General features: G+C 70.9%; 24 protein-coding genes. 10 read left to right on the plus strand and 14 right to left on the minus strand.

What is annotated here, in order from left to right; all coding sequences use genetic code 11:
• Window positions 1–3 precede the first annotated feature (3 nt).
• The 8 genes from BLT23_RS05110 (at window position 4) to BLT23_RS05145 (ending at window position 8492) form a co-directional block, all read left to right on the plus strand.
• Window positions 4–987, plus strand: coding sequence for a sugar ABC transporter substrate-binding protein (locus BLT23_RS05110; RefSeq protein WP_090046139.1), 984 nt, complete (start codon window positions 4–6; stop codon window positions 985–987).
• Window positions 988–1061: 74 nt separating this feature from the next.
• Entirely contained in the window at window positions 1062–2051 is a 990-nt protein-coding gene (locus tag BLT23_RS05115; protein ID WP_425434355.1) for an ABC transporter permease, read from the plus strand.
• Complete coding sequence (locus BLT23_RS05120; protein WP_090046142.1) at window positions 2048–2818, plus strand: ATP-binding cassette domain-containing protein; 771 nt, start codon at window positions 2048–2050, stop codon at window positions 2816–2818. Before BLT23_RS05115 ends, BLT23_RS05120 begins: the two co-directional genes overlap by 4 nt.
• Complete coding sequence (gene iolC, locus BLT23_RS05125; protein ID WP_090046144.1) at window positions 2815–3747, plus strand: 5-dehydro-2-deoxygluconokinase; 933 nt, start codon at window positions 2815–2817, stop codon at window positions 3745–3747. The genes BLT23_RS05120 and iolC overlap by 4 nt, the downstream gene beginning before the upstream one ends.
• Window positions 3744–4649, plus strand: a complete 906-nt coding sequence (locus BLT23_RS05130; protein ID WP_090046146.1) for a Cgl0159 family (beta/alpha)8-fold protein — start codon at window positions 3744–3746, stop codon at window positions 4647–4649. Before iolC ends, BLT23_RS05130 begins: the two co-directional genes overlap by 4 nt.
• The gene (gene iolB / locus BLT23_RS05135) at window positions 4646–5533 is read left to right on the plus strand and encodes a 5-deoxy-glucuronate isomerase (RefSeq protein ID WP_090046148.1); all 888 of its coding nucleotides are present in this window, start codon (window positions 4646–4648) and stop codon (window positions 5531–5533) included. The genes BLT23_RS05130 and iolB overlap by 4 nt, the downstream gene beginning before the upstream one ends.
• Entirely contained in the window at window positions 5530–7383 is a 1854-nt protein-coding gene (gene iolD / locus BLT23_RS05140; protein WP_090046150.1) for a 3D-(3,5/4)-trihydroxycyclohexane-1,2-dione acylhydrolase (decyclizing), read from the plus strand. Before iolB ends, iolD begins: the two co-directional genes overlap by 4 nt.
• 116 nt (window positions 7384–7499) lie before the next feature.
• Window positions 7500–8492, plus strand: coding sequence for an NADH:flavin oxidoreductase/NADH oxidase (locus BLT23_RS05145; RefSeq protein WP_090046151.1), 993 nt, complete (start codon window positions 7500–7502; stop codon window positions 8490–8492).
• Between the two features lie 72 nt (window positions 8493–8564).
• On the opposite strand, the gene BLT23_RS05150 is transcribed toward BLT23_RS05145, so the two are convergent.
• Window positions 8565–8750, minus strand: a complete 186-nt coding sequence (locus BLT23_RS05150; protein WP_090046153.1) for a DUF3073 domain-containing protein — start codon at window positions 8748–8750, stop codon at window positions 8565–8567.
• Between the two features lie 173 nt (window positions 8751–8923).
• Between BLT23_RS05150 and BLT23_RS05155 the strand changes: the two genes are divergently transcribed.
• Window positions 8924–9784 carry a DUF8083 family protein gene (locus BLT23_RS05155; protein WP_090046154.1) on the plus strand — a complete coding sequence of 287 codons (861 nt, stop codon included), beginning with the start codon at window positions 8924–8926 and terminating at the stop codon, window positions 9782–9784.
• Here BLT23_RS05155 and BLT23_RS05160 read toward each other — a convergent pair.
• The 5 genes from BLT23_RS05160 to BLT23_RS05180 are packed head-to-tail and all read right to left on the minus strand — an operon-like array spanning window position 9727 to window position 13949.
• Complete coding sequence (locus BLT23_RS05160) at window positions 9727–10908, minus strand: MFS transporter (protein ID WP_090046156.1); 1182 nt, start codon at window positions 10906–10908, stop codon at window positions 9727–9729. The genes BLT23_RS05155 and BLT23_RS05160 overlap by 58 nt on opposite strands.
• Before the next feature lie 57 nt (window positions 10909–10965).
• Window positions 10966–11535, minus strand: coding sequence for an RsiG family protein (locus BLT23_RS05165; RefSeq protein ID WP_090046158.1), 570 nt, complete (start codon window positions 11533–11535; stop codon window positions 10966–10968).
• 60 nt (window positions 11536–11595) lie between these two features.
• The gene (locus tag BLT23_RS05170) at window positions 11596–12420 is read right to left on the minus strand and encodes a beta-keto acid cleavage family enzyme (RefSeq protein WP_090046159.1); all 825 of its coding nucleotides are present in this window, start codon (window positions 12418–12420) and stop codon (window positions 11596–11598) included.
• A 27-nt stretch (window positions 12421–12447) separates the two neighbouring features.
• Window positions 12448–13509 carry a CAF17-like 4Fe-4S cluster assembly/insertion protein YgfZ gene (gene ygfZ, locus BLT23_RS05175; protein ID WP_090046161.1) on the minus strand — a complete coding sequence of 354 codons (1062 nt, stop codon included), beginning with the start codon at window positions 13507–13509 and terminating at the stop codon, window positions 12448–12450.
• On the minus strand, window positions 13506–13949 hold the full coding sequence (locus BLT23_RS05180) for a Fur family transcriptional regulator (protein WP_090046163.1): 444 nt from the start codon (window positions 13947–13949) through the stop codon (window positions 13506–13508). The genes ygfZ and BLT23_RS05180 overlap by 4 nt, the downstream gene beginning before the upstream one ends.
• Before the next feature lie 27 nt (window positions 13950–13976).
• Between BLT23_RS05180 and BLT23_RS05185 the strand changes: the two genes are divergently transcribed.
• Window positions 13977–14819: an aminodeoxychorismate lyase gene (locus BLT23_RS05185; RefSeq protein ID WP_090046165.1), complete on the plus strand. Its 843-nt coding sequence runs from the start codon at window positions 13977–13979 to the stop codon at window positions 14817–14819.
• A gap of 1 nt (window position 14820) precedes the next feature.
• On the opposite strand, the gene BLT23_RS05190 is transcribed toward BLT23_RS05185, so the two are convergent.
• From BLT23_RS05190 to BLT23_RS42235, 8 genes are all read right to left on the minus strand, one after another.
• Window positions 14821–17355, minus strand: a complete 2535-nt coding sequence (locus BLT23_RS05190) for a glycosyl hydrolase family 18 protein (protein WP_090046865.1) — start codon at window positions 17353–17355, stop codon at window positions 14821–14823.
• A gap of 63 nt (window positions 17356–17418) precedes the next feature.
• Window positions 17419–18270: a 5-oxoprolinase subunit C family protein gene (locus BLT23_RS05195; RefSeq protein ID WP_090046166.1), complete on the minus strand. Its 852-nt coding sequence runs from the start codon at window positions 18268–18270 to the stop codon at window positions 17419–17421.
• Window positions 18267–18854 (minus strand): 5-oxoprolinase subunit PxpB, encoded by a 588-nt coding sequence (pxpB, locus tag BLT23_RS05200; protein ID WP_090046867.1) that lies wholly within the window; start codon window positions 18852–18854, stop codon window positions 18267–18269. Before pxpB ends, BLT23_RS05195 begins: the two co-directional genes overlap by 4 nt.
• 123 nt (window positions 18855–18977) lie before the next feature.
• Entirely contained in the window at window positions 18978–19601 is a 624-nt protein-coding gene (locus BLT23_RS05205; RefSeq protein ID WP_090046168.1) for a heme-binding beta-barrel domain-containing protein, read from the minus strand.
• 416 nt (window positions 19602–20017) lie between these two features.
• Window positions 20018–20317, minus strand: a complete 300-nt coding sequence (locus tag BLT23_RS05210; RefSeq protein ID WP_090046869.1) for a DUF1416 domain-containing protein — start codon at window positions 20315–20317, stop codon at window positions 20018–20020.
• A 5-nt stretch (window positions 20318–20322) separates the two neighbouring features.
• Complete coding sequence (locus BLT23_RS05215) at window positions 20323–21168, minus strand: sulfurtransferase (protein WP_090046170.1); 846 nt, start codon at window positions 21166–21168, stop codon at window positions 20323–20325.
• Between the two features lie 32 nt (window positions 21169–21200).
• Entirely contained in the window at window positions 21201–21638 is a 438-nt protein-coding gene (locus tag BLT23_RS05220) for a DUF4395 domain-containing protein (protein WP_090046172.1), read from the minus strand.
• Window positions 21639–21709: 71 nt separating this feature from the next.
• On the minus strand, window positions 21710–21787 hold the full coding sequence (locus BLT23_RS42235; RefSeq protein ID WP_425434356.1) for a putative leader peptide: 78 nt from the start codon (window positions 21785–21787) through the stop codon (window positions 21710–21712).
• Between the last annotated feature and the right edge of the window lie 31 nt (window positions 21788–21818).

The raw sequence follows: 21818 nt of genomic DNA on the forward strand, positions 1-21818 counted from the left end.
ACGATGAAGTCTCGCTTGGTCATCCGTGCGGGCGCCCTGCTCGCGGGTGCAGCTCTACTCGCCGCCTGCAGCGGTCCCACGGGAACGAGCTCGGAGAACACGAACGCCGACAGCGCACCGGCGAGCGGAGACCTGAAGGTCGCCGTGATCACGCACGGCACGGCGGGCGACGCGTTCTGGAGCGTGGTGAAGGTCGGCGCGGAGGACGCGGGCAAGCAGCTCGGCGTCGGCGTCACGTACAACTCCGACGGCGACCCCGGCGCCCAGGCCAAGCTGATCGACAACGCCGTGTCGCAGAAGGTCGGCGGCATCGTGGTGTCGATGGCGAACCCCGAGGCGCTCAAGACCTCGGTCGAGAACGCCGTGAAGGCGGGCATCCCGGTCATCAGCATCAACTCCGGCGGCGCGAAGAGCGCGGAGTTCGGCGCGATGGCGCACGTCGGCCAGGAGGAGTCGATCGCGGGTGAGGAGGCCGGCAAGAAGCTCAAGGCCGCCGGCAAGACCAAGCTGCTCTGCGTGATCCACGAGGCGGGCAACTCCGGTCTCAACGAGCGCTGCGACGGTGCCCGCACCGGCTTCGGCTCCGCCGTCGAGAACCTCCAGGTCGACATCTCGAACCCGACCGACATCGAGGCCCGCATCAAGGCCAAGCTGCAGTCCGACACCGCCGTCGACGGCGTGCTGGCGCTGAACCCGCAGGTCGCCGTCAACGCGGCCGCCGCCGTCAAGGGCGCGGGCTCCAAGGCGCAGGTCGCGACGTTCGACCTGAACGCGGACGTGGTCGACGCGATCAAGTCCGGCGAGGTGCTCTTCGCCGTCGACCAGCAGCAGTACCAGCAGGGCTACCTGCCGGTCGTGATGCTGAAGCTGTTCACCGACAACGCCAACACGCTCGGTGGCGGCAAGCCCGTCCTCACCGGTCCCGGCTTCGTCGACAAGTCCAACGTGGACAAGGTCGCGGAGTACGCCAAGAACGGCAAGAGGTAGGGGAAAGCGGGGAGATGATCGTGACAGCCACAGCTCCACCGGCTGCCGACGAACGGCTGGGCAGGCCGAAGCCGATGGACCAGCTGGTCAAGCGGCCGGAGATCGGCGCCATGCTCGGCGCGCTGCTCGTGTTCCTGTTCTTCTCGGTGACCACCGAGCAGTTCCTGAGCACGGGCGGAGCGGCGACGTGGCTGGACGACGCCTCGATGCTCGGCATCATGGCGGTCGCGGTGGCGATGCTCATGATCGGCGGCGAGTTCGACCTGTCCGCCGGTGTCATGACGGCGTCCACCGCGCTCGTCACGGCCCTCCTCGCGACGCGGCTGGGCCTCAACGTCTGGCTCGCGCTGCTGGTGTCGCTGGTCTTCGCGCTGGCGGTGGGGGCGTGGAACGGCTGGCTCGTGATGCGCACGGGCCTGCCGAGCTTCATCGTCACGCTCGGCACCTTCCTCGCGTTGCAGGGCCTCAACCTCGGCGTGACGCGCCTGGTCACCGGCAGCGTGCAGGTGTCGGGCATGCGCTCGGCCGACGGGTACGAGTCGGCCGGGTTCCTGTTCGCCTCGACGTTCCAGATCGGCGGCACGAGCTTCTACGTGTCGATCATCTGGTGGCTGCTGTTCACCGTGGTGGCCTCGACGGTGCTGCTGCGCACCCGCTTCGGCAACTGGATCTTCGCGATCGGCGGTGCGGCGCAGAGCTCGCGCGCGGTCGGCGTGCCGGTCGTGCGGTCGAAGATCCTGCTGTTCATGACGACCGCGTTCGCCGCGTGGCTGGTCGGGTCGATCAACATCCTGCGGTACGCGAGCGTGCAGGCGAACCAGGGCATCGGCCTGGAGTTCCAGTACATCATCGCGGCGGTGATCGGCGGCTGCCTGCTCACCGGCGGGTTCGGCTCCGCAGTCGGCGCGGCGATCGGCGCGCTCATCTTCGGCATGGCCCGGCAGGGCATCGTCTACGCGGGCTGGAACAGCGACTGGTTCCAGCTGTTCCTCGGCGTGATGCTGCTGGCCGCCGTGCTGGTGAACAACATGCTGCGGCGCCGGGCGGAAAGGGTGAAGCGATGACCCCGCTCATCGAGGTCGAGGACATCGGCAAGACCTACGGCAGCGTCATCGCGCTGAGCGACGTGTCCACCGTGGTCAACGCGGGTGAGGTCACCTGCGTGCTCGGCGACAACGGCGCGGGCAAGTCGACGCTGATCAAGATCCTCGCGGGCGTGCACCAGCACGACAGGGGCACGTTCCGGGTCGACGGCGAGGAGGTCACGTTCTCCTCTCCGCGCGACGCCCTGGACCGCGGCATCGCGACGGTCTACCAGGACCTCGCGGTCGTGCCGCTGATGTCGGTGTGGCGCAACTTCTTCCTCGGCTCCGAGCCGACGACAAGGTTCGGCTTCCTGGATCGGAAGAAGGGCCGCGAGATCACTCGGAAGGCGTTGTCCGACATGGGCATCGACCTGCGGGACGTGGAACAGCCGGTCGGCACGCTGTCCGGCGGCGAACGGCAGTGCGTCGCCATCGCCCGCGCCGTCCACTTCGGTGCCAAGGTGCTGATCCTCGACGAACCGACGGCGGCGCTCGGCGTGAAGCAGGCCGGTGTGGTGCTGAAGTACGTGGCCCAGGCGCGTGATCGCGGCCTCGGCGTCGTGCTGATCACCCACAACCCGCACCACGCCTACCCGGTCGGCAACCGGTTCCTGCTGCTCAAGCGCGGCCGTGCGCTGGGCAGCTACGAGAAGGACGAGATCGACATCGGCGAGCTGACCCGGCAGATGGCGGGCGGTGCCGAGCTGGAGGCCCTGGAGCACGAGCTGCGGGGTGTCGAGGCGTGACAGCGCTGGAGGTGCTGACCGTCGGGCGGGTCGGTGTCGACCTCTACCCGGAGCAGTCCGGGGTGCCGCTCTCCCAGGTCGGCACGTTCGCCAAGTCGCTCGGCGGCACCGCGACCAACGTCGCGGTCGCCGCCGCCCGGCTCGGCCGCCGCACGGGCGTGCTCACCAAGGTCGGGCCGGACGGGTTCGGCACGTACGTCCGCGAGGCGCTGGAGGGCTTCGGGGTGTCGGCGGAGCACGTCGGCACGTCGCCGGACCTGCTGACGCCGGTGGTGTTCTGCGAGCTGAACCCGCCCGCCGACCCGCCGCTGCTGTTCTACCGGCTGCCGGTCGCGCCGGACCTCACGCTCGGCGAGGACGACGTGCCGTGGTCGCTCGTGCGGGACGTCCCCCTGCTGTGGGTGACGGGAACCGGGGTGTCCGCCGAGCCCGCGCGGGGCACCCAGCGGATGATGCTGGGAAGCCGCGCCCGCGACGGGCACACCGTGCTGGACCTCGACTACCGGCCCATGTTCTGGCCGGACGTCAAGACCGCGCGTGCCGAGATCAGCTGGATGCTCGACTACGTCACGGTCGCCGTGGGCAACCGGACGGAGTGCGAGATCGCGGTCGGCACGTCCGACCCGGACGAGGCCGCCGACCGGCTGCTGGCGCGCGGGATCTCGCTGGCACTGGTCAAGAAGGGCGCGGACGGCGTGCTCGTGGCCACGCCGGAAGACCGCTGGACCGTCGAGCCGAACCCCGTCGAGGTCGTCTGCGGCCTGGGCGCGGGTGACGCGTTCGGCGGGGCGGTGGCGCACGGCCTGCTGGCCGGCTGGGACCCGGTGAAGATCGCCCGGTACGCGAACGCGGCGGGCGCGATCGTGGCGTCCCGGCTCGCCTGCGCGGACGCGATGCCGAGCCTGAGCGAGATCGAGGACGTGCTGTGATCACTGACGGGCAGTGGCGGGAACTGCTGTGGCGGCGCGCGGAGGACCCCGGCTCGATCAGACGGGCCTACCAGTCGCGCAAACGCCGCCACTCGTTGCTCAACGGCAAGTCCACGCTGTTCCTGGTGGCGGCGGACCACCCGGCGCGCGGTGCGCTCGGCGTCGGCGGCGACTCGCTGGCGATGGCCGACCGGCGGCAGCTGCTGTCCCGGTTGCTGACGGCGCTGGCGAACCCCGACGTCGACGGAGTGCTGGGCACGCCGGACGTGATCGAGGACCTGCTGCTGCTCGACGGCCTGAACGAACGCGTGGTCATCGGGTCGATGAACCGCGGCGGCCTGGCCGGTGCGGACTGGGAGATCGACGACAGGTTCACCGCCTACGACGCCGCGTCCATCGCGACGTTCGGGCTCGACGGTGGCAAGATGCTGCTGCGCCTGGACGACTCGGACCCCGGCACGATCCCGACGCTGGAGGGCTGCGCCCGAGCCGTCACGGAGCTGGCCGAGCACGGCCTGATGGCGATGGTGGAACCGCTGCCCTACCAGCGCGACGACGACGGCAAGCTGATGTTGCAGAAGGACTCCGCGGCGCTGTCACGGGCGTCGGCCGTCGCGGCGGGCCTGGGGTCGACGTCGGCCTACACCTGGCTGAAGCTGCCCGCCCCCGACGAACCCGAGGTCGTGCTGGACACGACCGCGCTGCCCGCCTTGGTGCTCGGCGGCGTCCCGTCGGAACGGCCGCAGGACGACCTGGAGTCGTGGGGCAGGTCCCTGCGCCACCCGACCGTGCGCGGCCTGGTCGTCGGCCGTGCCCTGCTCTACCCGCCGGACGGCGACGTCGCCGCCGCCGTGGCCGCCGCAGCCGAAGTCCTCCGTGCCGCGAAGGGGATCCGGGAATGACCCTGCACCGTCCACACGGGACGCTTTCGACCGCTTCCGACGTCGTGTTCCTGACACCGCGCGACGCGCGCTGGACCTACACGGGCCTGCGCGTGCTGAAGATCGAGGCCGGTGGCACGCGCACGGTCGAGACGGGCCAGTTCGAGGCGTTCGTGCTGCCGCTCGCCGGTTCGCTGGTGGTCGAGGTCGACGGTGAGCGGTTCGAGCTGCAAGGCCGCGAGTCGGTGTTCACCCGCGTCACGGACTTCGCGTACGTGCCACGGGACGCGGTGGTCACGCTGTCCTCTGTGGACGGATGCGAGATCGCGTTGCCGATGGCGCGCTGCACGAAACGCCTGGCGCCCAAGTACGGACCGGCCGACGGAGTTCCCGTCGAGGTGCGCGGCTCCGGCAACGCGACCAGGCAGGTCACGAACTTCGGCGTGCCGGGCGTCTGGGACCACGCCGACAAGCTCAACGCGTGCGAGCTGATCACCCCGGACGGCAACTGGTCCTCGTACCCGCCGCACAAGCACGACGCGTCCGAGCCGTGCGAGGTCGAGAACGAGGAGATCTACTACTTCCGCATCGCCGGCCGCGACGGGGTGACGCCGTCGCGCACCGGGTTCGGGTTCCACCGCACGTACACCGACGACGGCACGATCGACGAGGACGTGACCGTGCGGGACGGCGACGTGTTCCTCATCCCCCGCGGCTACCACGGCCCGTGCGTCGCGGCGCCGGGCTATCCCATGTACTACCTCAACGTTCTGGCCGGTCCTGGCTCGGAGCGTTCGATGGCGTTCTGCGACGACCCGGCGCACACCTGGGTCCGCGACAGCTGGGCGGCGCAGGAGCTGGACCCGCGCTGCCCCGTCACGACGGCAGAGGGGCGGGTCAAGTGAAGCTCACGACCTCGCAGGCGCTGGTCCGCTGGATCCTGGCCCAGCGCACCGAGCTCTTCGACGGCACGCACGCGCCGCTGTTCCCCGGCGTGTTCGCGATCTTCGGGCACGGCAACGTGCTCGGTCTCGGCAACGCCCTGGAGGAGGTCCGCGACCGCCTGCCGGTGTGGCGCGGCCAGAACGAGCAGGGCATGGCGCTGGCCGCCGTCGGCATCGGCAAGGCCACGCACCGCCGCCAGGTCGGCGTCGCCACGTCGTCGATCGGCCCCGGCGCGCTGAACATGGTCACCGCCGCCGGGGTGGCCCACGCGAACCGCCTGCCGCTGCTCCTGCTGCCGGGCGACACGTTCACCGGCCGCGCGCCGGACCCCGTGCTGCAACAGGTCGAGCACTTCCACGACCCGACCGCGACGGTGAACGACGCGTTCCGCGCGGTCAGCCGCTACTTCGACCGCGTGACCCGCCCCGAGCAGCTGCTCTCGACGCTCCCGCAGGTCGCGCGGGTGCTCACCGACCCGGCGGACTGCGGTCCCGTCACCCTGGCGCTGCCGCAGGACGTGCAGGCCGAGTCGTACGACTTCCCCGAGTCGCTGTTCCGCGAGGTCGTCCACCGCCCGCTGCGCCCGCGCCCGGACGTGCGCGCGCTCGCCGAGGCCGCCGAGACGATCCGCGCCGCCTCCCGCCCGCTGCTCGTGCTGGGCGGCGGCGTCCGCTACTCCGGTGCCGCCGGCCGGGCCCTGCGCTTCGCCGAGCAGCACGGCCTCCCGGTCGTCGAGACCACCGCGGGCCGCACGCTGGTCCCGCACGGGCACCCGCTGCACGCGGGCCCGCTGGGCATCACCGGCTCCACCTCGGCGAACGTCCTCGCGGCGGAGGCCGACGTGGTGATCGCGGCGGGAACGAGGCTGCAGGACTTCACCACGGCCTCCTGGACCGTGTTCTCCCCGGACGTGCGCCTGGTGTCGCTGAACGCGGCCCGGTTCGACGCCGTGAAGCACGGCTCGTCCGCCCTGGTCGCCGACGCCGACGAGGGCCTGCGCGAGCTGACCGACGTCCTGGGCGCCTGGCGGGCCCCGGCTTCGTGGACGGCACGGGCCGAGACCGAGCGCACGAAGTGGGACGCGCACATCACGTCGTTGCGGGCGCCTTCCTCGGGTCTCCCGACGTACGCGCAGGTCGTGGGCGTGGTGAACGACGTCAGCGGTCCGGCCGACTACGTCATGACCGCGTCCGGCGGCCTGCCCGGCGAGCTGATCGGCGGCTGGCGCGCCACCGGCGTGTCCACGATGGACGTCGAGTACGGCTTCTCCTGCATGGGCTACGAGCTGGCCGGGGCCTGGGGCGCCGCCATCGCGCACCGGGAGGGCGTCGTGACGACGCTGCTCGGCGACGGCTCGTACCTGATGCTGAACTCCGAGCTCTTCTCCGCCGCGTTCGCGGGCCACGGCTTCGTCGCGGTCGTCTGCGACAACGACGGCTACGCCGTGATCCACCGCCTGCAGACCGGCCAGGGCGGCGCGGGCTTCAACAACCTCTACCCGGACTGCGCGACGAGCCACGCCGAACCCCCGCGCACCGACTTCGCGGCCCACGCGGCGGCGCTGGGCTGCGCGGTCTTCCCCGCCGACTCGCTGGGCGACCTGGAGGGCGCGTACCGCAAGGCCCGCGAGGCCGCGGTGGCGGAGCGGCGCCCGGCCGTGGTCGTGGTCCGCACGCACCCGTCGGCGTGGACGGAGGCCGGGGCGTGGTGGGAGGTCGGCGTGCCGGAGGTGTCGCACCGGCAGGAGATCGCGTCGGCCAGGGACGAGGTCCTGGAGGGCAAGGCCCGGCAGGTCCGCTATCTGGGCTGAGGCCGTGTCCCTGCGTCACCGCCCAGTGACTGAGACAAGCCCCACCCCGGGAACAACACGCCCGCGCGGCTCCCTTGAACTGTTGGTTAGGAACACGAACGTTCAAGGGAGCTCTAGTGAGCCTGCTCTTCTCGCCACTGACCCTGCGCTCGGTGACGCTGCCCAACCGGATCGCGGTCAGCCCGATGTGCCAGTACTCGGCGAACGACGACGGCGTGCCCACCGACTGGCACCTCGTCCACCTGGGCTCGCGCGCGTCCGGCGGTGCCGGGCTCGTGATGGCGGAGGCCACCGCCGTCGAGGCGCGCGGGCGCATCTCGGCGCAGGACGTCGGCATCTGGAACGACGCGCAGGTCGAGGCGTGGAAGCCGATCACCGCGTTCATCAAGAGCCAGGGCTCGGTGCCCGGCATCCAGCTCGCGCACGCGGGACGGAAGGCGGTCGGCGACTGGGTGCCCGTCGCGCCGACGACCGAGCCGTTCCCCGGGCTTAACACGCCCGAGAAGCTGACCAGCCACAGTGAGATCGTGAAGGCGTTCGTCGACGGTGCGCTCAGGGCGGTCGAGGCCGGCTTCGAGGTGCTCGAGGTCCACGCCGCCCACGGCTACCTGCTCCACGAGTACTACTCACCGCTCACGAACGAGGGCAGCACGGAGGAACGCATCGCCCCCTCCGTCGAGGTCACGGCCGCGGTGCGCGCGGCGGTGGGCCCGGACGTGCCGGTGTTCGTCCGCATCAGCGGCACCGACTGGGTGGAGGGCGGGTGGACCGCCGACGACAGCGTCGTGCTGGCACAGGCGCTCAAGGCCGCGGGTGCGGACCTGATCGACGTGTCCAGCGGTGGCAACACCGCGCAGGCGGACATCCCGATCGGGCCCGGCTACCAGGTGCCGCTCGCCGAGGCGGTGCGACGCAAGGCAGACGTGCCCACGGGTGCGGTCGGCCTGATCACTGATCCGAAGCAGGCCGAACAGGTGTTGACGGACTCGTCCGCCGACCTGGTGCTGCTCGGACGCGAACTGCTCCGCGACCCGTACTGGCCGCTGCACGCGGCACAGCAGTTGGGTGTGGAGGTCAGGGCGCCGAAGCAGTACGCCAGGGCGTTCTGAAACAGCCCTCAGAGTTCAAGGGCTGGGCGCCGGAGGACCGGCAGCCCAACCCTTGAGCTCCGAGGGCTGGATTCAGCGACGGTAGTCGTCGTAGTCGTCGTACGGGTCGTCGTGGCTCTCTTCGCCACCACGCCCGTTCGGCGACCTTTCGTCACCAGACAGCTCGCGCTGCAGCGCAGCGAAGTCGGTCTCATGAGAGCTGTACTTGAGCTCCCTGGCGACCTTCGTCTGCTTGGCCTTCGCTCGGCCGCGCCCCATGGCTCGACCCCCTCGCACAGGGACGGGGGCGGCCGGGGGAACGGCGGCCCCACTCGTCTCGACAACTAGTTCCTGGTAACTACCGTACCGTGCCGATGGGGTTCCTCGCGACGCGGTAGGGGTGACACGTACCGCCAAATCTCACGGCCGCCCTCCCGTGGAAGGATGCACAGGTGCCAAGACCGTTCGTCGCCTACCTGAGGGTGTACGAACCGTTATCGGTGTTGGACGCACCGCTAGCGGCCAAGGTGGGAAAAGCCCTGGAAAAGGGTCCAATCCCCCGGTCGGCCGCAGGGGAGCGCGAACGGGAGCTGTGGTTGCGATCACAGTTGGGCCGCAAGCTCCTCCCGGGCGAGTCGTTCGACGTGATGACGATCAGCCCGGCCGAGGTTCCGACGTCCGAGGCGGCCCGTGTCGGGCCAGGACCGCTCGTCTGCCCTCTCGACCTCCGCGCCCGTTCCGCGGCCGCCCTGGTGGGCTTCCTGGCGTCCTCCCCGCCGATCTTGCAGGACGCCGCGCTCGGCCTCTCCCCGGAGACGGTCAGGGCCCGTGCGTCGGCCGTGATGGCCGAGCTGTCCGCCGGGGCGGTCCACGTGATCTCCACGACGTGGACGGTGCCGCTGCCGTGGTTCGCCATCGTGGACCCCGCCCAACGCCGTGTGGTGCTCGCCGAGGCCCAGGACGACCCGGAACGCCAGGTGTCGTGGCGCGTGGCGATGGCGGACGCCCGGCGCAGGGTGGCGAGGGCGCTCAAGGTCGTGAAGGGCGCCCTGGGCGAGGACGGGCCCGCCACGATCCTCGCCGACACCGGTCGCTGGCTGGAGCACTTCCACCCGCACTCCGCCGTCGAGCTCGACTACGGCGGCCTGGTGCAGCTGATGCCGGACAAGGACCTGCTGGAGGACACCTCGGCGGCCGACGTCAACGCGATCGTCGACGCGCTGGAGTCCGGTGACGCCGAGGAGGTCGCGCTGCGCTACGAGACGCTGCGCGAGTTCTGGGGCGAGCTGGCCCGCAGGGAGCGCCACGGCTGAAGCAGCACCCGCGCGGCCGCGGCCGCGACGGCCGCCAGCAGCATCGCCGCGGGCCACCCCACGTGCACGGCGACGAAGGCCGCCACGAACGGCGTGGTCGCGGCGCTGAGGTAGTTCGCCGAGTTCTGCATGGCGATCGCGGTGGCGCTGCGGCCGTCCGGCGCGAGCTCGCCCGCCTCGGTGACGGCCAGGCCGTTCCAGCACAGCGCGAGCACCGCCGTCGGCACCAGCACGGCCACCAGCACCGGCAGCGGCGCCTGGTCGAGCACCGCGACCAGCACGAACCCGCCCGCGGTGAGCACCGACACGACCTTCAGCGGCCCGATCCGGCTGCGCGCCCGGTCCGACCACACGCCGGCGGCGAGCCGTCCGGCCCCGCCGAGCGCCTGGGCGACGGCGAAGACCACCGCGGCCGTCGTGACGCCCATGCCGCGGTGCTCGTGCAGCAGCGGCACCATCAGGGCGGTGGCGGTGAACTGGGGCACGACGAGCAGCCCGCTGGCGAGGGAGAGCCGCAGCAGTCTCGGGTCCTTCAGCACCAGCCCGTGCTCGGACCCGCCCCGGACGGCGCCGGGTGGTTCCCTGACCAGCAGCGCCACCGCGAACGCCACGAACGCCGTCACGCTCGCCAGCACGACGAACGCAGTCGGCACCCCGGCCGAGATCGCGATGCCGGGCAGCACGGCCGCGGTGAGGGCGGCACCGAGCGGGGTCGCCGTCTGCCGGACCCCCATCGCGAGGCCGCGCGACTCCTTGGCGAACCACGACATCACCGCCCGGCCGCTGGCCGCGTTGACGCTGGCCCCGAACAGGCCCGCGCCGAGCAGGGCGAGCCCGGCGACCCAGGCGTTGCCCAGCGCCGCGGACAGCAGGCAGACGGCGGCACCCGCCCCGCCGATGGTCATCGCGACCCGTTCGCCACGCCGGTCCGCGAAGACGCCCCACGGCACGATGGCGATCATGGTGCCCAGGTTGACCGCGCCCAGCAGCAGCCCGACCTGGGGCAACGTCAGCGAGAAGTGGTCCCGCAACTGCGGGCTGATCGCGGGCAGGCCGAGGAAGACGGCCGCGTTGACGCCCTGCGCCAGCGCGCCGATGCCCAGCACGACCCAGCGGTACCCCATGAGGGCACGCTAGGTCGGCGGCTCAGAAAGTGGAACGACACTCCCAGAGTCTGGGAGTCAGCTCTTGCGGCGGTGGTGACCGCGCTCGGCGGCCAGCAGCTCGTCGACCGAGGCGCTGCCGCGCTGGTAGCGGGACGCGATCTCGGCGTTCAGCCGGTCCACGACCACCTGCACCTCGCGGCGCCGCACCGACACCGAGGCTTCCTCCGAGACGAGCGTCTCCAGCACCTCGCCGAGGCGGTCGTCGGCCAGTGAGCTCACGTCGGACAGGTCCACGTCGGAGATGAGCGCCTCCACGTGGCGCTGGTGCGCGTCGGCCCGTGACGGCTCGTGGGTCTGGTACCGGCCGAGACCGGTCGCCGGACCGACGGCGTTCGTCGACAGGATCGTGGCCAGCTGGTCGACCACGGCCGACCCGCCCGTGCTGCGGCGCTCCTGTTCCGCGCGCACGATGTCGATCCGCGCGTGCAGCAACCGCCGCAGGTAGGACAGGTCGGTCTCTTCCTGCGCTGCCTCGTCGCGGAGCTCGCGCACCTCCACGAGCGGGCGCTGCTCGACGCCCTCCGTGTAGTCGGGGGCCAGCACCCGGTCGATTCGGCGGCGCCCGCCAGGACGCACCTCGATCACGTGTCCATCCTGCGGTAGATCCTCCTCACCCGCCAACACATCCCAGGCACCAAACTTGTCTCAAATGTGCACGCCGAGCAGTTTCCTCGCCTCGTCGGGGGTCAGCGCGGGCCGTTGGGCGATCTTCGCGAGGCCCGCGGCACGTGCCACGAGCTGTGCGTTGTCCCGCACGGGCACCCCCCGTGAGTAGCTGATGGTGTCTTCCATACCCACTCGCAGGTGGCCACCCGCACCGAGTGCGGTGAACATCACCGGCAGCGTGGTCCTGCCGATCCCGGTGGCGGAGAACGATGCTCCGTCCGGCAGAGCGGCGGCTGCGGCGACCAGCGTCGCGGCGTCGCCGGGCATGCCGCCGGGCACGCCCATGACGAAGTCGACGTGCACGTGCCCGCCCGCGGGAAGGCCGTGCTGGTCCAGCAGGCGCTTCAGCGACGCCAGCTGACCGAGGTCGAAGATCTCGTACTCCGGCACGATGCCGCGTTCCCGCATGTCCTTGTGCAGGGCGACGATGAACTCCCAGCGGTTCATGAACACGTCGTCACCGAAGTTGACGGTGCCCATCGTGCAGGACGCCGAGTCCGGCATGGCCTCCAGCACGCGCAGCCGGTCGGCCTCCGGGTCGTGCACCGACCCGCCCGTCGACAGCTGCACGACCAGGTTCGTCTCCGACCGCAGCGCCTCGACGGTGGCCTTCAGCCGGCCGAGGTCGAGCGTGGGCTTCGTGTCCTCGCCGCGGATGTGGACGTGGATCATCGCCGCGCCGACCTGCTCGCAGCTCTGTGCCGTCGCGACCAGCTCTTCCAGGGTCACCGGAAGCTGTGGGACGTCGGCCTTGGCGTGTTCGGCTCCGGTGGGAGCGACAGTGATGAGCGTGCCCTGGGACATGGTCGGGACTGTAGCGGTCCCGGCGGCTCAGCCCCGCAGGTTGCGGGCCGCCTCACGGCCGAGGCCGGGGGTGTCCGGCGGCACCGAGTCGGGGTCGATCCTGGCGGCGGCCTCTCGCTCGGGAGCACCGGCCGTCAGCGTCGACTCGACCGGAACGGACCGCTTGACCAGCGCCAACGCGATCGGTCCCAGCTCGTGGTGCTGCACCACGCTGCCCACCCGGCCGACCACGCGGCCGTCCAGCGCCACCGGGTCGCCGGGCTCCGGCAGCGCGTCGGCAGAACCATCCAGGTGGAGTAGGAGCATCCGGCGCGGGGGACGTCCCACGTTGTGGACCTTCGCGACCGTCTCCTGGCCGCGGTAGCAGCCCTTGTTCAGGTGCACCGCGCTGTCGATCAGGTTGACCTCGTGCGGGATCGTGCGCTCGTCGGTGTCCACGCCCTGGCGCGGCCTCAGCGCCTCGACCCGCAGCGCCTCGAACGCGAGGCTGCCCGCCGGGCGTGCGCCCGCGTCGGTGATCCGCTGCCACCAGTCGCCCAGCTCGGCCCGCGGGACCAGCAGGTCGACCGCGTCCCTGCCCGGCCACGACACCCGGCGCACGAAGCCCTCGCCCAGCGGCGCCGCGTCCGCGGGCACCGCCACGCCGACCCTGTCCAGCACCGCGGGCGTCTCCGGCCCGGCGACCGTCAGCAGGGCGAACTCGGCCGTGGCGTCGCGCGGCTCGACCTTCGACCAGAAGACCATCTTCTTCAGGTACGCGAGCAGGCCGTCGACCTCCTCGACGTCCAGGAACACCGTGCCGCCGACGTTCGCGACCACCGCGTGGTGCTCCAGCCGGCCCTGCGCGTCGAGGATCAGCGCCTCGGTGGCGGCGTTCTCACCCAGCTGCTCGAAGTGCTGGCTCGTGAGCTGGTGCAACCAGGTGAGCCGGTCCTCGCCGGGAACCGCGACGACCCCGCGGTTCGAGCGGTCGAACACGACGGCGGACCGCGCGGCCGAGCGCTGCTCGGCGAACGGGTCGCCGTAGTGCCAGGCGACGCCCGCGTCGATCGACTCGTCGGGCGGGGGGACGGCTCCTGGAAGGCTCACTCGGACTCCTGCTCCTGCTTCAGACAGTCGCGGCACGTGCCGGACAGGGCGAGATGGCTCGCGTCCAGTTCGAACCCGTCGCGCTCCCGCAATGTTCCGACCAGCGGGTCGAGCAGCTCACACGGGATCTCCCGGACGCTCCCGCAGACGTGGCAGACCAGGTGCACGTGCTGGTGCTCGTCGACCGAGTAGCTCGGCGCGCCGTGGCCCAGGTGCGTGTGCCGGACGAGCCCGAGCCGGTCGAGCAGGTCGAGCGTGCGGTAGATCGTCGTGATGTTGACCGTCGGCGCCGTCTCCTGGACACGCGCGCAGATCTGCTCGGGAGTGGCGTGCTCCAGCTCCCGCACGGCGTCCAGCACGAGCTGACGCTGCGGCGTCATCCTCATCCCGCGCTCGTGCAGCGTTTTCCGCAGTGCCCTTGCGGTTCCCACGTCGGCCATGTTAGTTGCTGCCAGTAAGCTCTGCGCATGCGCGTGCTGGCACTGCTCGACGGAACCCTCGCTGACCCCGACTCGCCGCAGATCCGGGTCGACGACCTGGGGCTCCTGCGCGGCGACGGCGTCTTCGAGACGATCCTCGTGGTCGACGGGAAGCCCCGCGAGCTGACGCCCCACCTCGACCGCCTCGACCGGTCGGCGGCCATGCTCGACATGGTGCCGCCGTCGCGCGCGGAGTTCGAGCGCGCGGTCGAGCTCGTCATCGGCAACTGGACCGGTGGCAGCGAGTTCGCCCTCAAGCTCGTCTACACCCGCGGCGTCGAGGGCGGTGACGGCACGCCCACCGGGTTCGCGCTCGGCGTGGAGATCGCCGCGAAGGTGCTCAAGCAGCGCACCGAGGGCCTGACGGCGGTGACGCTCGACCGCGGCATCGACGCCGACCTGGCCGACCGCGCGCCGTGGCTGCTGCTGGGCGCGAAGTCGCTGTCGTACGCCATCAACATGGCCGCGCTGCGCGAGGCCGAGCGCCGCGGCGCCACCGAGGTCATCTTCACGACGTCGGACGGGTCGGTGCTCGAAGGCCCGACGTCGACGGTGATCCTGGTGCGCGGCAAGACCCTCGTCACGCCGCCGTCGAAGTTCGGCATCCTGCCGGGCACCACGCAGTACGCGCTGTTCCGCGCCGCCGAGCGCGCCGGCTGGACCGTGCTCGTCGAGCCGGTCCAGACCAGCGAGCTCTACGACGCCGAGGGCGTGTTCCTCGCGTCCAGCGTCCGCAAGATCACGCGGGTGAACGTGCTGGACGGCAAGCAGCTGCCCGACTCGTCGGCCCTGCTGGCCGAGCTGCAGGGCCTGTACGAGTCGGAGTACTGAGCTACCGGAGTCCCGCGTCGACCGCGGCCAGCAACGGGCCGCGGTCGCCGGACATCTCCCAGAACATCGCGCCCAGCAGGTTCTTCGACTTGAGCCACGCGGTCTTGCGCGCGATCGACCACGCGTCGTCGAAGGTCCACCACTGGTTGCCGGTGTAGCAGGACGTCGCGACGGCCACCTCGTCGTGGAACACCGTGCAGTTCGGCACGGACGCGACGAGGTTGGCGTACCCGCGCGTGCCCGCCTCCTCCGGGAACTGCCCCGGTGCCGCGCCTCCCGCGGCCTGCCACTCGCCGTTCTTGCCGCCGTTCACGACGTTCTGCCAGCCGCGGCCGTAGAACGCGAGCCCGAGCGTGATCTTGCGTGACGGCACCCCGGCGTCGAGGTACGCCTGCACGGTGCTCTCCACGCTGAACTTCGTCGTGTACGGGTCGTCCGGGTCCGGGTACAGGTTGCCCTGGTGGCCGGTCCGGTTCGGCTCCCACGAGTTGTCGCTGCCGGAGCCGTGGAAGTCGTAGCCCTGGACGTTGAAGATGTCCATCGACCGCGCGACCCGTCCCAGCTCCCAGCCCGCCTCGATCTTCGCGGGGTCGGCCGGGGTGAACGCGGTGAGCTGGTAGCGCTTGCCCGTGGTGGCGCCCAGCGCGTCCATCTGCCGCCGGAACTCCTCGATCAGCAGGGTGTTGTTGACCTTGTCCTGCGGGCCGAAGTGGTTGCCCGCGTGGCCCTCGGCGCCGGGCCACTCCCAGTCGAGGTCGAAGCCGTCGAAGATGCCCGCCGCCGTGCCGGGGCCGCCCGCGCCGTTGTAGACGGGCAGGTTCCCCTTGAGGTAGACGTCGATGCACGACGACACGAACTTCTTGCGTGCCGCGTCGGTCGCCGCGACGTCGGAGAAGTACTTCGAGTACGTCCAGCCGCCGAGCGAGATCAGCACCTTCAGATGCGGGAACTTCGCCTTGAGCTTGCGCAGCTGGTTGTAGTTGCCGCGCAACGGTTCCCAGCCGCTGTCCGCCACGCCGTCGACGGACTGGGCCGCACTCATCGGCCTGCTGTAGTCGGCCTCCGCGTCCCCCGCGCCGTCACCCTGGTTCGGGTCCTGCGGGTCAGGGCTGGTGCCCTTCGTGACGCCGTGCAGGCACGTCAGGTTGACCGGGTCGATGTTGCCGAACGCATAGTTGACGTGCGTCAGCTTCGCCGCGTCCATGTCCTTCACGAAGTACTGGCGCCCGTAGATGCCCCACTGCACGAAGTACCCGACACGGGCGTAGCCGTCGACGATGTCACCAGTGCGTTCGGTGAGTGCGTTGCTCGCCCCGGACACGTTGTCGTAGATGTCCCTGGCCCTGACCGTGAAGGTGTAGCCGGTCGACGGCGAGAGGCCGCTCACGACCGCGGTGGTGCCGGAGACCGTCTGCTTCACATCCGAACCGACGTAGACGTCGTAGTTCGCGACGCCCCGGTTGTCCGTGGAAGCGTTCCACGCCAACGAGATGCTGCCCGCGTCCTTCGCTGTGACACGCAGGTTCGTCGGTGTGCTCGGTGGCGTGGTGTCGTCGGCGGGGTTGTTGGTCGTGACGGTTACAGCCGTGCTGGGTGCGCTCTGCGTGCCCTTGGAGTCCTTGGCGCGCACCGTGAACGAGTACGCGGTGTTCGGGCTCAGTCCGGTGATGATCGCGGACGTCGTGGTGGAGCTGCCTGCCAGCGTCGAGCCGTTGTAGACGTCGTAGCCGACGATCGGGAGCGAGCCCGCCGTGGATGCGTTCCACTGCAACGTGACCGTGCGCGTGGTCTTCGTCGGTGACACCAGATCCGTTGGGGCGCTTGGTGGCGTGTCCGCACTGCCGTCGCAGTTGGCGTTGTTGATGCGGCACGTCACCGGTTCGGCGTTGGAGCTGATGGAGAACGCCGGACTGTATGGCTCGGTGCTGCCGCCCGCGGCCACCGTCTTGTTGTAGTGCGCCGGGGTCACCGTGACCTGGTTGCCGTTCTGGGTGACAGTGCCGTTCTGCGCGTTGCCGACGGTGACGCCGCTGGGCAGCGTGAAGCTGATCGACCAGTCGGTGACGGCTGTGGTGGTGTGGTTGCGGACGACGAACTTCGCCGTGCCGCCGGAGACCGAGTAGTCGGCGGTGAGACCGGTCGGCTTCGGCGCGGGGTCGCCCGTGCCGTCGCAGGCCATGTTGTTGACCGTGCAGGAGGTCGGGTCGGCCGCGGCGCTCAGCGTGAACGCCGGGCTGTACGGCTCGGTGTCGCGCCCGGCGGGGAGGGTCGCGATGTAGTGGGCAGGGGTGAGCGTGACTCTGGTGCCGTTCTGGGTGGTCGTCGCGTTCTGGACGTTGCCGACCGTGACACCGGCGGGCAGGTCGAACTTGAGCGACCACCCGGTGAGCGCGGCCGTGCTCGCGTTGGCGACCACGAACTTGGCGCTCGTGCCGGTGCGGGAGAACGTCGCGGTGATGCCCGTGGCAGCGGTGGCAGGGACCGCCAAGGCGACTGTCGCGACGAGAACCGCCAGCAGTGCAGGGATTCGGCGCATGCGGAGCTCCAGGTGGTAGAGGTCCGCGGCGGCCTGACAGTTACGGTATTTGGTCTGGACCACTCACGTCAACGGCCGGAAGCGCACGGTGGTGCCCGGCCGTGCCTGACCGAGGAACCGGAGGTGGTCGCGGTCCACGACACCGATGACGGGATAGCCGCCCGTCGTCGGGTGGTCGTTGAGGAACACCACCGGCTGCCCGTCCGGCGGCACCTGGACCGCGCCGGTGACCATGCCCTCGCTCGGGATCTCCCCGTCCCTGCGGCTCAGCCTGGTCCCGTTCAGCCGCGTGCCGACCCGGTTGCTGCGGTCCGAGACCGTCCAGGTGCCCTGGCGCAGCTGGGTCTCCGCGTCCTCGAACCAGTCGTCGCGCGGGCCGAGGAAGATCGGGACGACCAGCGTGTGCGGGGCGTGGTGCGGCGGCACGACGTCGGCACCCGCCGCCGGGCCGGGCGTGCCGAGAGGCAGGACGTCATCGGCGTTCAGGGGGTCCGGGCCGATGCCGGAGAGCAGGTCGGTGGAGCGGCTGCCCAGCTCGGCGGGGACGTCGATGCCGCCGGAGATCGCCACGTACGTGCGCAGTCCCGTCCGCGGTGTGCCGACCGCGAGGGTGTCGCCGCGGCTCAGGTGGACCGGCTGGTGCGAGTCGGCGAGCCGGTCGTTGACCCGGACCTCGGTGGACGGCCCGGTGACGGCGACCGTGCAGCTCGCGTCCGCCCGGAGGGTCAGGCCGCCGAGCAGGAGCTCCAGGCAGGCGGCGGTCTCGGCGTTGCCGACGAGCCGGTTGGCCAGGGTCAGCGAGTGCGGGTCGACGGCACCGGACGGCGGCACGCCCAGGTGCGCGTTGCCGGGGCGGCCGAGGTCCTGGACCAGGGCCTGCGGACCGGTCCTCAGGATCGTGACGCTGCGGCTCATGCGACCACGAACCTGACCTGGTCGCCGGGCTGGAGCAGCGCGGGCTGCCCGGCCCGGGGGTCGAACAGGGTGATCTCGGTGCGGCCGAGGAGCCGCCAGCCGCCCGGCGTGGCCCTGGGGTAGGCGGCGGTGAACTCGCCCGCGATGCCGACCGACCCCTGCGGGACCTTCGTGCGCGGGGAGTCGAGCCTGGGTTGGTGCAGCTGCGGCGGCAGGCCGGTGAGGTAGCCGAAGCCGGGGGCGAAGCCGCAGAACGCGACCTCGTAGGTCGCCTCGGCGTGCAGCTTCACGACCTCGTCCTCGGTGATGCCGGCTGTTTCCGCGACGAGGGCCAGATCGGGGCCGTCGTAGACGACGGGGATGGTGACCTCCCTCGACCTGCTCTCCGGCTTGCGGGTGAGGTCGACGGTCTTCAGCGCGTCCCTGACGTCGTGCAGGGCGCCCTTGACCAGGACTGTCCGCGCGGCGGGGACGAGCTCCTCGATGCCGTCGAGGTCCTGGAGGGCGGCGCGCACGGCCGCGACCTCCGTCAGTGAGCCGACCTCGACGAGGAGGGCGTCCGGTCCGCAGCGCCGCAGGAACATGTGACCCATGATACGGGGGATCGTGGGATTGTTGAACAATCCGACACGCCTCGGTCGTTCAACGATCCAGCGATGTGATTGCCGGATCGTTGAACGATCGAGGCGGTGTGAAGCCGGGTGGAACTAGCCCACGACGCGCTTGAGCTGCGCGGACGCGTGCGGCTGCATGCTCTGGCCGACCATCGCGCGCTCCTCGACGTACGCCAGGTCGCCGTTGTTGACGATGCCGTACAGCCGCTGCGCCGCCTTGACGTCCTTGGCCGTGGCCGTGCGGACCACCGCGTCGGTCTCGAACTCCCACGACGTCTGGGTGCGCACCTTGCCGTAGAACAGCTCGATGATCCCCGTGGCGTGGGTGAGCAGCAGCTCGATGGTGTCGTCCGCCTGAGGCCGCCAGAACCCCTGCTCGCGCGCGGCGGGCCTGATCACCTCGCCGGCCTCGTTCAACAGCCACGACCGGGCCTCGTAGACCAGGAACGGCCGGCCGTCGTGGGCGAACGTGATCTGCTGGCCGAAGCGGAACGGGCCGTCGATCGTCGGGTAGACGATCTCGCCCTCACCGCGCCACACCCCCACCAGCGGCAGGACGCCCAGAAGAGCGTCGTGCAGGTTCGCGCCCTCGCGCAGGTTCGCCGTGTCGCCCGCGATGGGCATGTCGGTGAACTGGGGGAGGTTGCGCTCACGGGTGGCGGCCGCGCGTTCTTCTGCCAGGCGGATGGCCTCGTCGCCGCTTCCTGGGACGGTCATCGCTGGTCTGAGTAGAGGCGGTAGACGACGTAGCCGGAGAACCACATGACGGCGATCGTCACTAGTACCAGGAGTCCTGTGAAGAAGTGTTCCACGTTGGTCAGGATATCTCCCGGGCGGTGACGTGCAGTGTTGTGGTGGTGCAGGACACCGGGGTTCGCCGGGTTCCGGGGCTGATCGAGGACCGGGCCGGCGCTGCGGGCGGGGAGAGGGCACGCCAGGGGCCACCGCGGCCGTGCGTTGCGTCGTGGGTGGTCCGGCATCGCGGCTTGGCTGCGCCGCAGAACACCGGACGAGATTCCTGCCACCACCACCGGGTGTCCCGATCACCGTCCCACCGCCCGGCCCCGCCCGGTACGCGCGTCGGCCCCCGGCAGGAGTGCTGCCGGGGGCCGACGCGGGTGGTGCGCTGGAGGCTAGGCGACCGCGATCTCCACCGCGTGCACGCCGGGGCCCTCCGCCGACACGGCCGCCTGGCCGTTGCCGGTGCGGTGCAGGGCCCGCACGGTCCAGGTGCCGGGGGCCGCGAAGAAGCGGAAGTCGCCCTCCGGGGAGGAGACGACCTCGGCGGTGAACTCGCCGGTCGAGTCCAGGAGGCGGACGAACGCGCCGCCCACCGGGGTGCCTTCGGAGAGGACCTTGCCTTCGAGGACCGTTTCGGTGCTCGCGACTTCGATCGTGCCGCCCTGGGTGGGGGCGCCGCAGCCGTTGGTCATGGTGGTCATGCCTCCTTGCCGGAACCGAGCTCGATCGGCACGCCGATGAGGGAGCCGTACTCGGTCCAGGAGCCGTCGTAGTTCTTGACGTCCTCGTAGCCGAGCAGCTCGCGCAGGGCGAACCAGCTGTGGGAGGAGCGCTCGCCGATGCGGCAGTAGGCGATGGTCTTGCGGCTGCCGTCGAAGCCCGCCTCTTCGTAGAGGGCGCGGAGCTCCTCGTCGGACTTGAAGGTGCCGTCCTCGTTGGCCGCCTTGGACCACGGGATGTTCACCGCGGACGGGATGTGGCCGCCGCGCTGGGCCTGCTCCTGCGGGAGGTGGGCCGGGGCGAGGAGCTTGCCGGAGAACTCGTCGGGGGAGCGGACGTCGACGAGGTTCTTGTTGCCGATGGCCTCGACGACCTCGTCGCGGAACGCGCGGATCGAGAGGTCCTGCTCCTGGGCCTTGTAGTCGGTGGCCGGGCGGACGACCTCCTCCTTGTCCAGGGGGCGGCCGTCGAGCTCCCACTTCTTGCGGCCGCCGTCGAGCAGCTTCACGTTCTGGTGGCCGTAGAGCTTGAAGTACCAGTAGGCGTAGGCGGCGAACCAGTTGTTGTTGCCGCCGTAGAGGACGACGGTGTCGTCGTTGGAGATGCCCTTGGCCGAGAGCAGCTTCTCGAAGCCCTCGCGGTCGACGAAGTCGCGGCGGACCGGGTCCTGGAGGTCGTTCCGCCAGTCGATCTTCACCGCGCCGGGGATGTGACCGCCGTCGTACGCGGTGGTGTCCTCGTCGACCTCCGCGAAGACGACACCGGGCGTCTGGAGGTTCTCCTCGGACCAGGCGGCCGAGACCAGCACGTTCTCACGGCTCATGGGACATTGCTCCTGTTGGTAGTGCGTGGCTTCTATTGCGGACGTGCGTTGGCGGGTGCGTACCGGCGCAGCAGCAGGTACATCTCGCACCCGAGGCACAGGCCGACCGCCGCGTTGAGCAGCGCTGCGACGAGTGCCAACCCGGTCGCCACCTGGCCGAGGGTCGTGAGGCCGGTGGCGTAGCCGAGGGTGCCGACGAGGGCGAACACGAAACCGACGCCCTGCGCGAACCGCAGGGGTGCGGCTTCCTCGCGTTCGGTGGTCGGGGCGAGGCGGGGCTGGATCGCGAAGCGGTAGACGTGACCCCACGGGTTCAGCTTCAAGGAGATGAACGCGCACATCGCGAAGAGCACCGTCTGGGCGGCGAGCAGGCGCCACCAGCCGGTGAGCAGCACGACGGCCAGGATGACCGTGGTCATCCAGGCGGAGAAGCGCGGTCCACGCGGGTCAACGGGTAAGTCTTGGGGCACGACGACCTCCGGGCATGCGGACGAGTGCGTTCAGTCCGGCAGAGGAGGCTGACGGGCGTCAAGTGGCCCAGTCAGCCTGTCGTGCGACACAGGCTGCTGCGCACGCGGCACAGGTCAACCGCGCGTCGCTTCGTGAGCAGCATGGTCATGCCAGCGAGGGTAGCTCTCAATCCCTCGGTC

The sequence above is a fragment of the Lentzea fradiae genome, from assembly GCF_900100955.1.
In the GTDB taxonomy this organism is placed as follows: Bacteria; Actinomycetota; Actinomycetes; order Mycobacteriales; family Pseudonocardiaceae; genus Lentzea; species Lentzea fradiae.

Bases quoted from the DNA above. Each gene is read 5' to 3' on its own strand.
- BLT23_RS05205 (WP_090046168.1), bottom strand. From the start codon at position 19,601: ATGACCGTCCCAGGAAGCGGCGACGAGGCCATCCGCCTGGCAGAAGAA.
- BLT23_RS05190 (WP_090046865.1), bottom strand. From the start codon at position 17,355: ATGCGCCGAATCCCTGCACTGCTGGCGGTTCTCGTCGCGACAGTCGCC.
- BLT23_RS05180 (WP_090046163.1), bottom strand. From the start codon at position 13,949: ATGGCCGACGTGGGAACCGCAAGGGCACTGCGGAAAACGCTGCACGAG.
- BLT23_RS05160 (WP_090046156.1), bottom strand. From the start codon at position 10,908: ATGGGGTACCGCTGGGTCGTGCTGGGCATCGGCGCGCTGGCGCAGGGC.
- BLT23_RS05170 (WP_090046159.1), bottom strand. From the start codon at position 12,420: ATGTCCCAGGGCACGCTCATCACTGTCGCTCCCACCGGAGCCGAACAC.
- BLT23_RS05215 (WP_090046170.1), bottom strand. From the start codon at position 21,168: ATGAGCCGTGAGAACGTGCTGGTCTCGGCCGCCTGGTCCGAGGAGAAC.
- BLT23_RS05210 (WP_090046869.1), bottom strand. From the start codon at position 20,317: ATGACCAACGGCTGCGGCGCCCCCACCCAGGGCGGCACGATCGAAGTC.
- BLT23_RS05110 (WP_090046139.1), top strand. From the start codon at position 4: ATGAAGTCTCGCTTGGTCATCCGTGCGGGCGCCCTGCTCGCGGGTGCA.
- BLT23_RS05185 (WP_090046165.1), top strand. From the start codon at position 13,977: ATGCGCGTGCTGGCACTGCTCGACGGAACCCTCGCTGACCCCGACTCG.
- BLT23_RS05120 (WP_090046142.1), top strand. From the start codon at position 2,048: ATGACCCCGCTCATCGAGGTCGAGGACATCGGCAAGACCTACGGCAGC.
- iolB (WP_090046148.1), top strand. From the start codon at position 4,646: ATGACCCTGCACCGTCCACACGGGACGCTTTCGACCGCTTCCGACGTC.
- BLT23_RS05115 (WP_425434355.1), top strand. From the start codon at position 1,062: ATGGACCAGCTGGTCAAGCGGCCGGAGATCGGCGCCATGCTCGGCGCG.
- BLT23_RS42235 (WP_425434356.1), bottom strand. From the start codon at position 21,787: ATGACCATGCTGCTCACGAAGCGACGCGCGGTTGACCTGTGCCGCGTG.
- BLT23_RS05195 (WP_090046166.1), bottom strand. From the start codon at position 18,270: ATGAGCCGCAGCGTCACGATCCTGAGGACCGGTCCGCAGGCCCTGGTC.
- pxpB (WP_090046867.1), bottom strand. From the start codon at position 18,854: ATGTTCCTGCGGCGCTGCGGACCGGACGCCCTCCTCGTCGAGGTCGGC.
- BLT23_RS05150 (WP_090046153.1), bottom strand. From the start codon at position 8,750: ATGGGGCGCGGCCGAGCGAAGGCCAAGCAGACGAAGGTCGCCAGGGAG.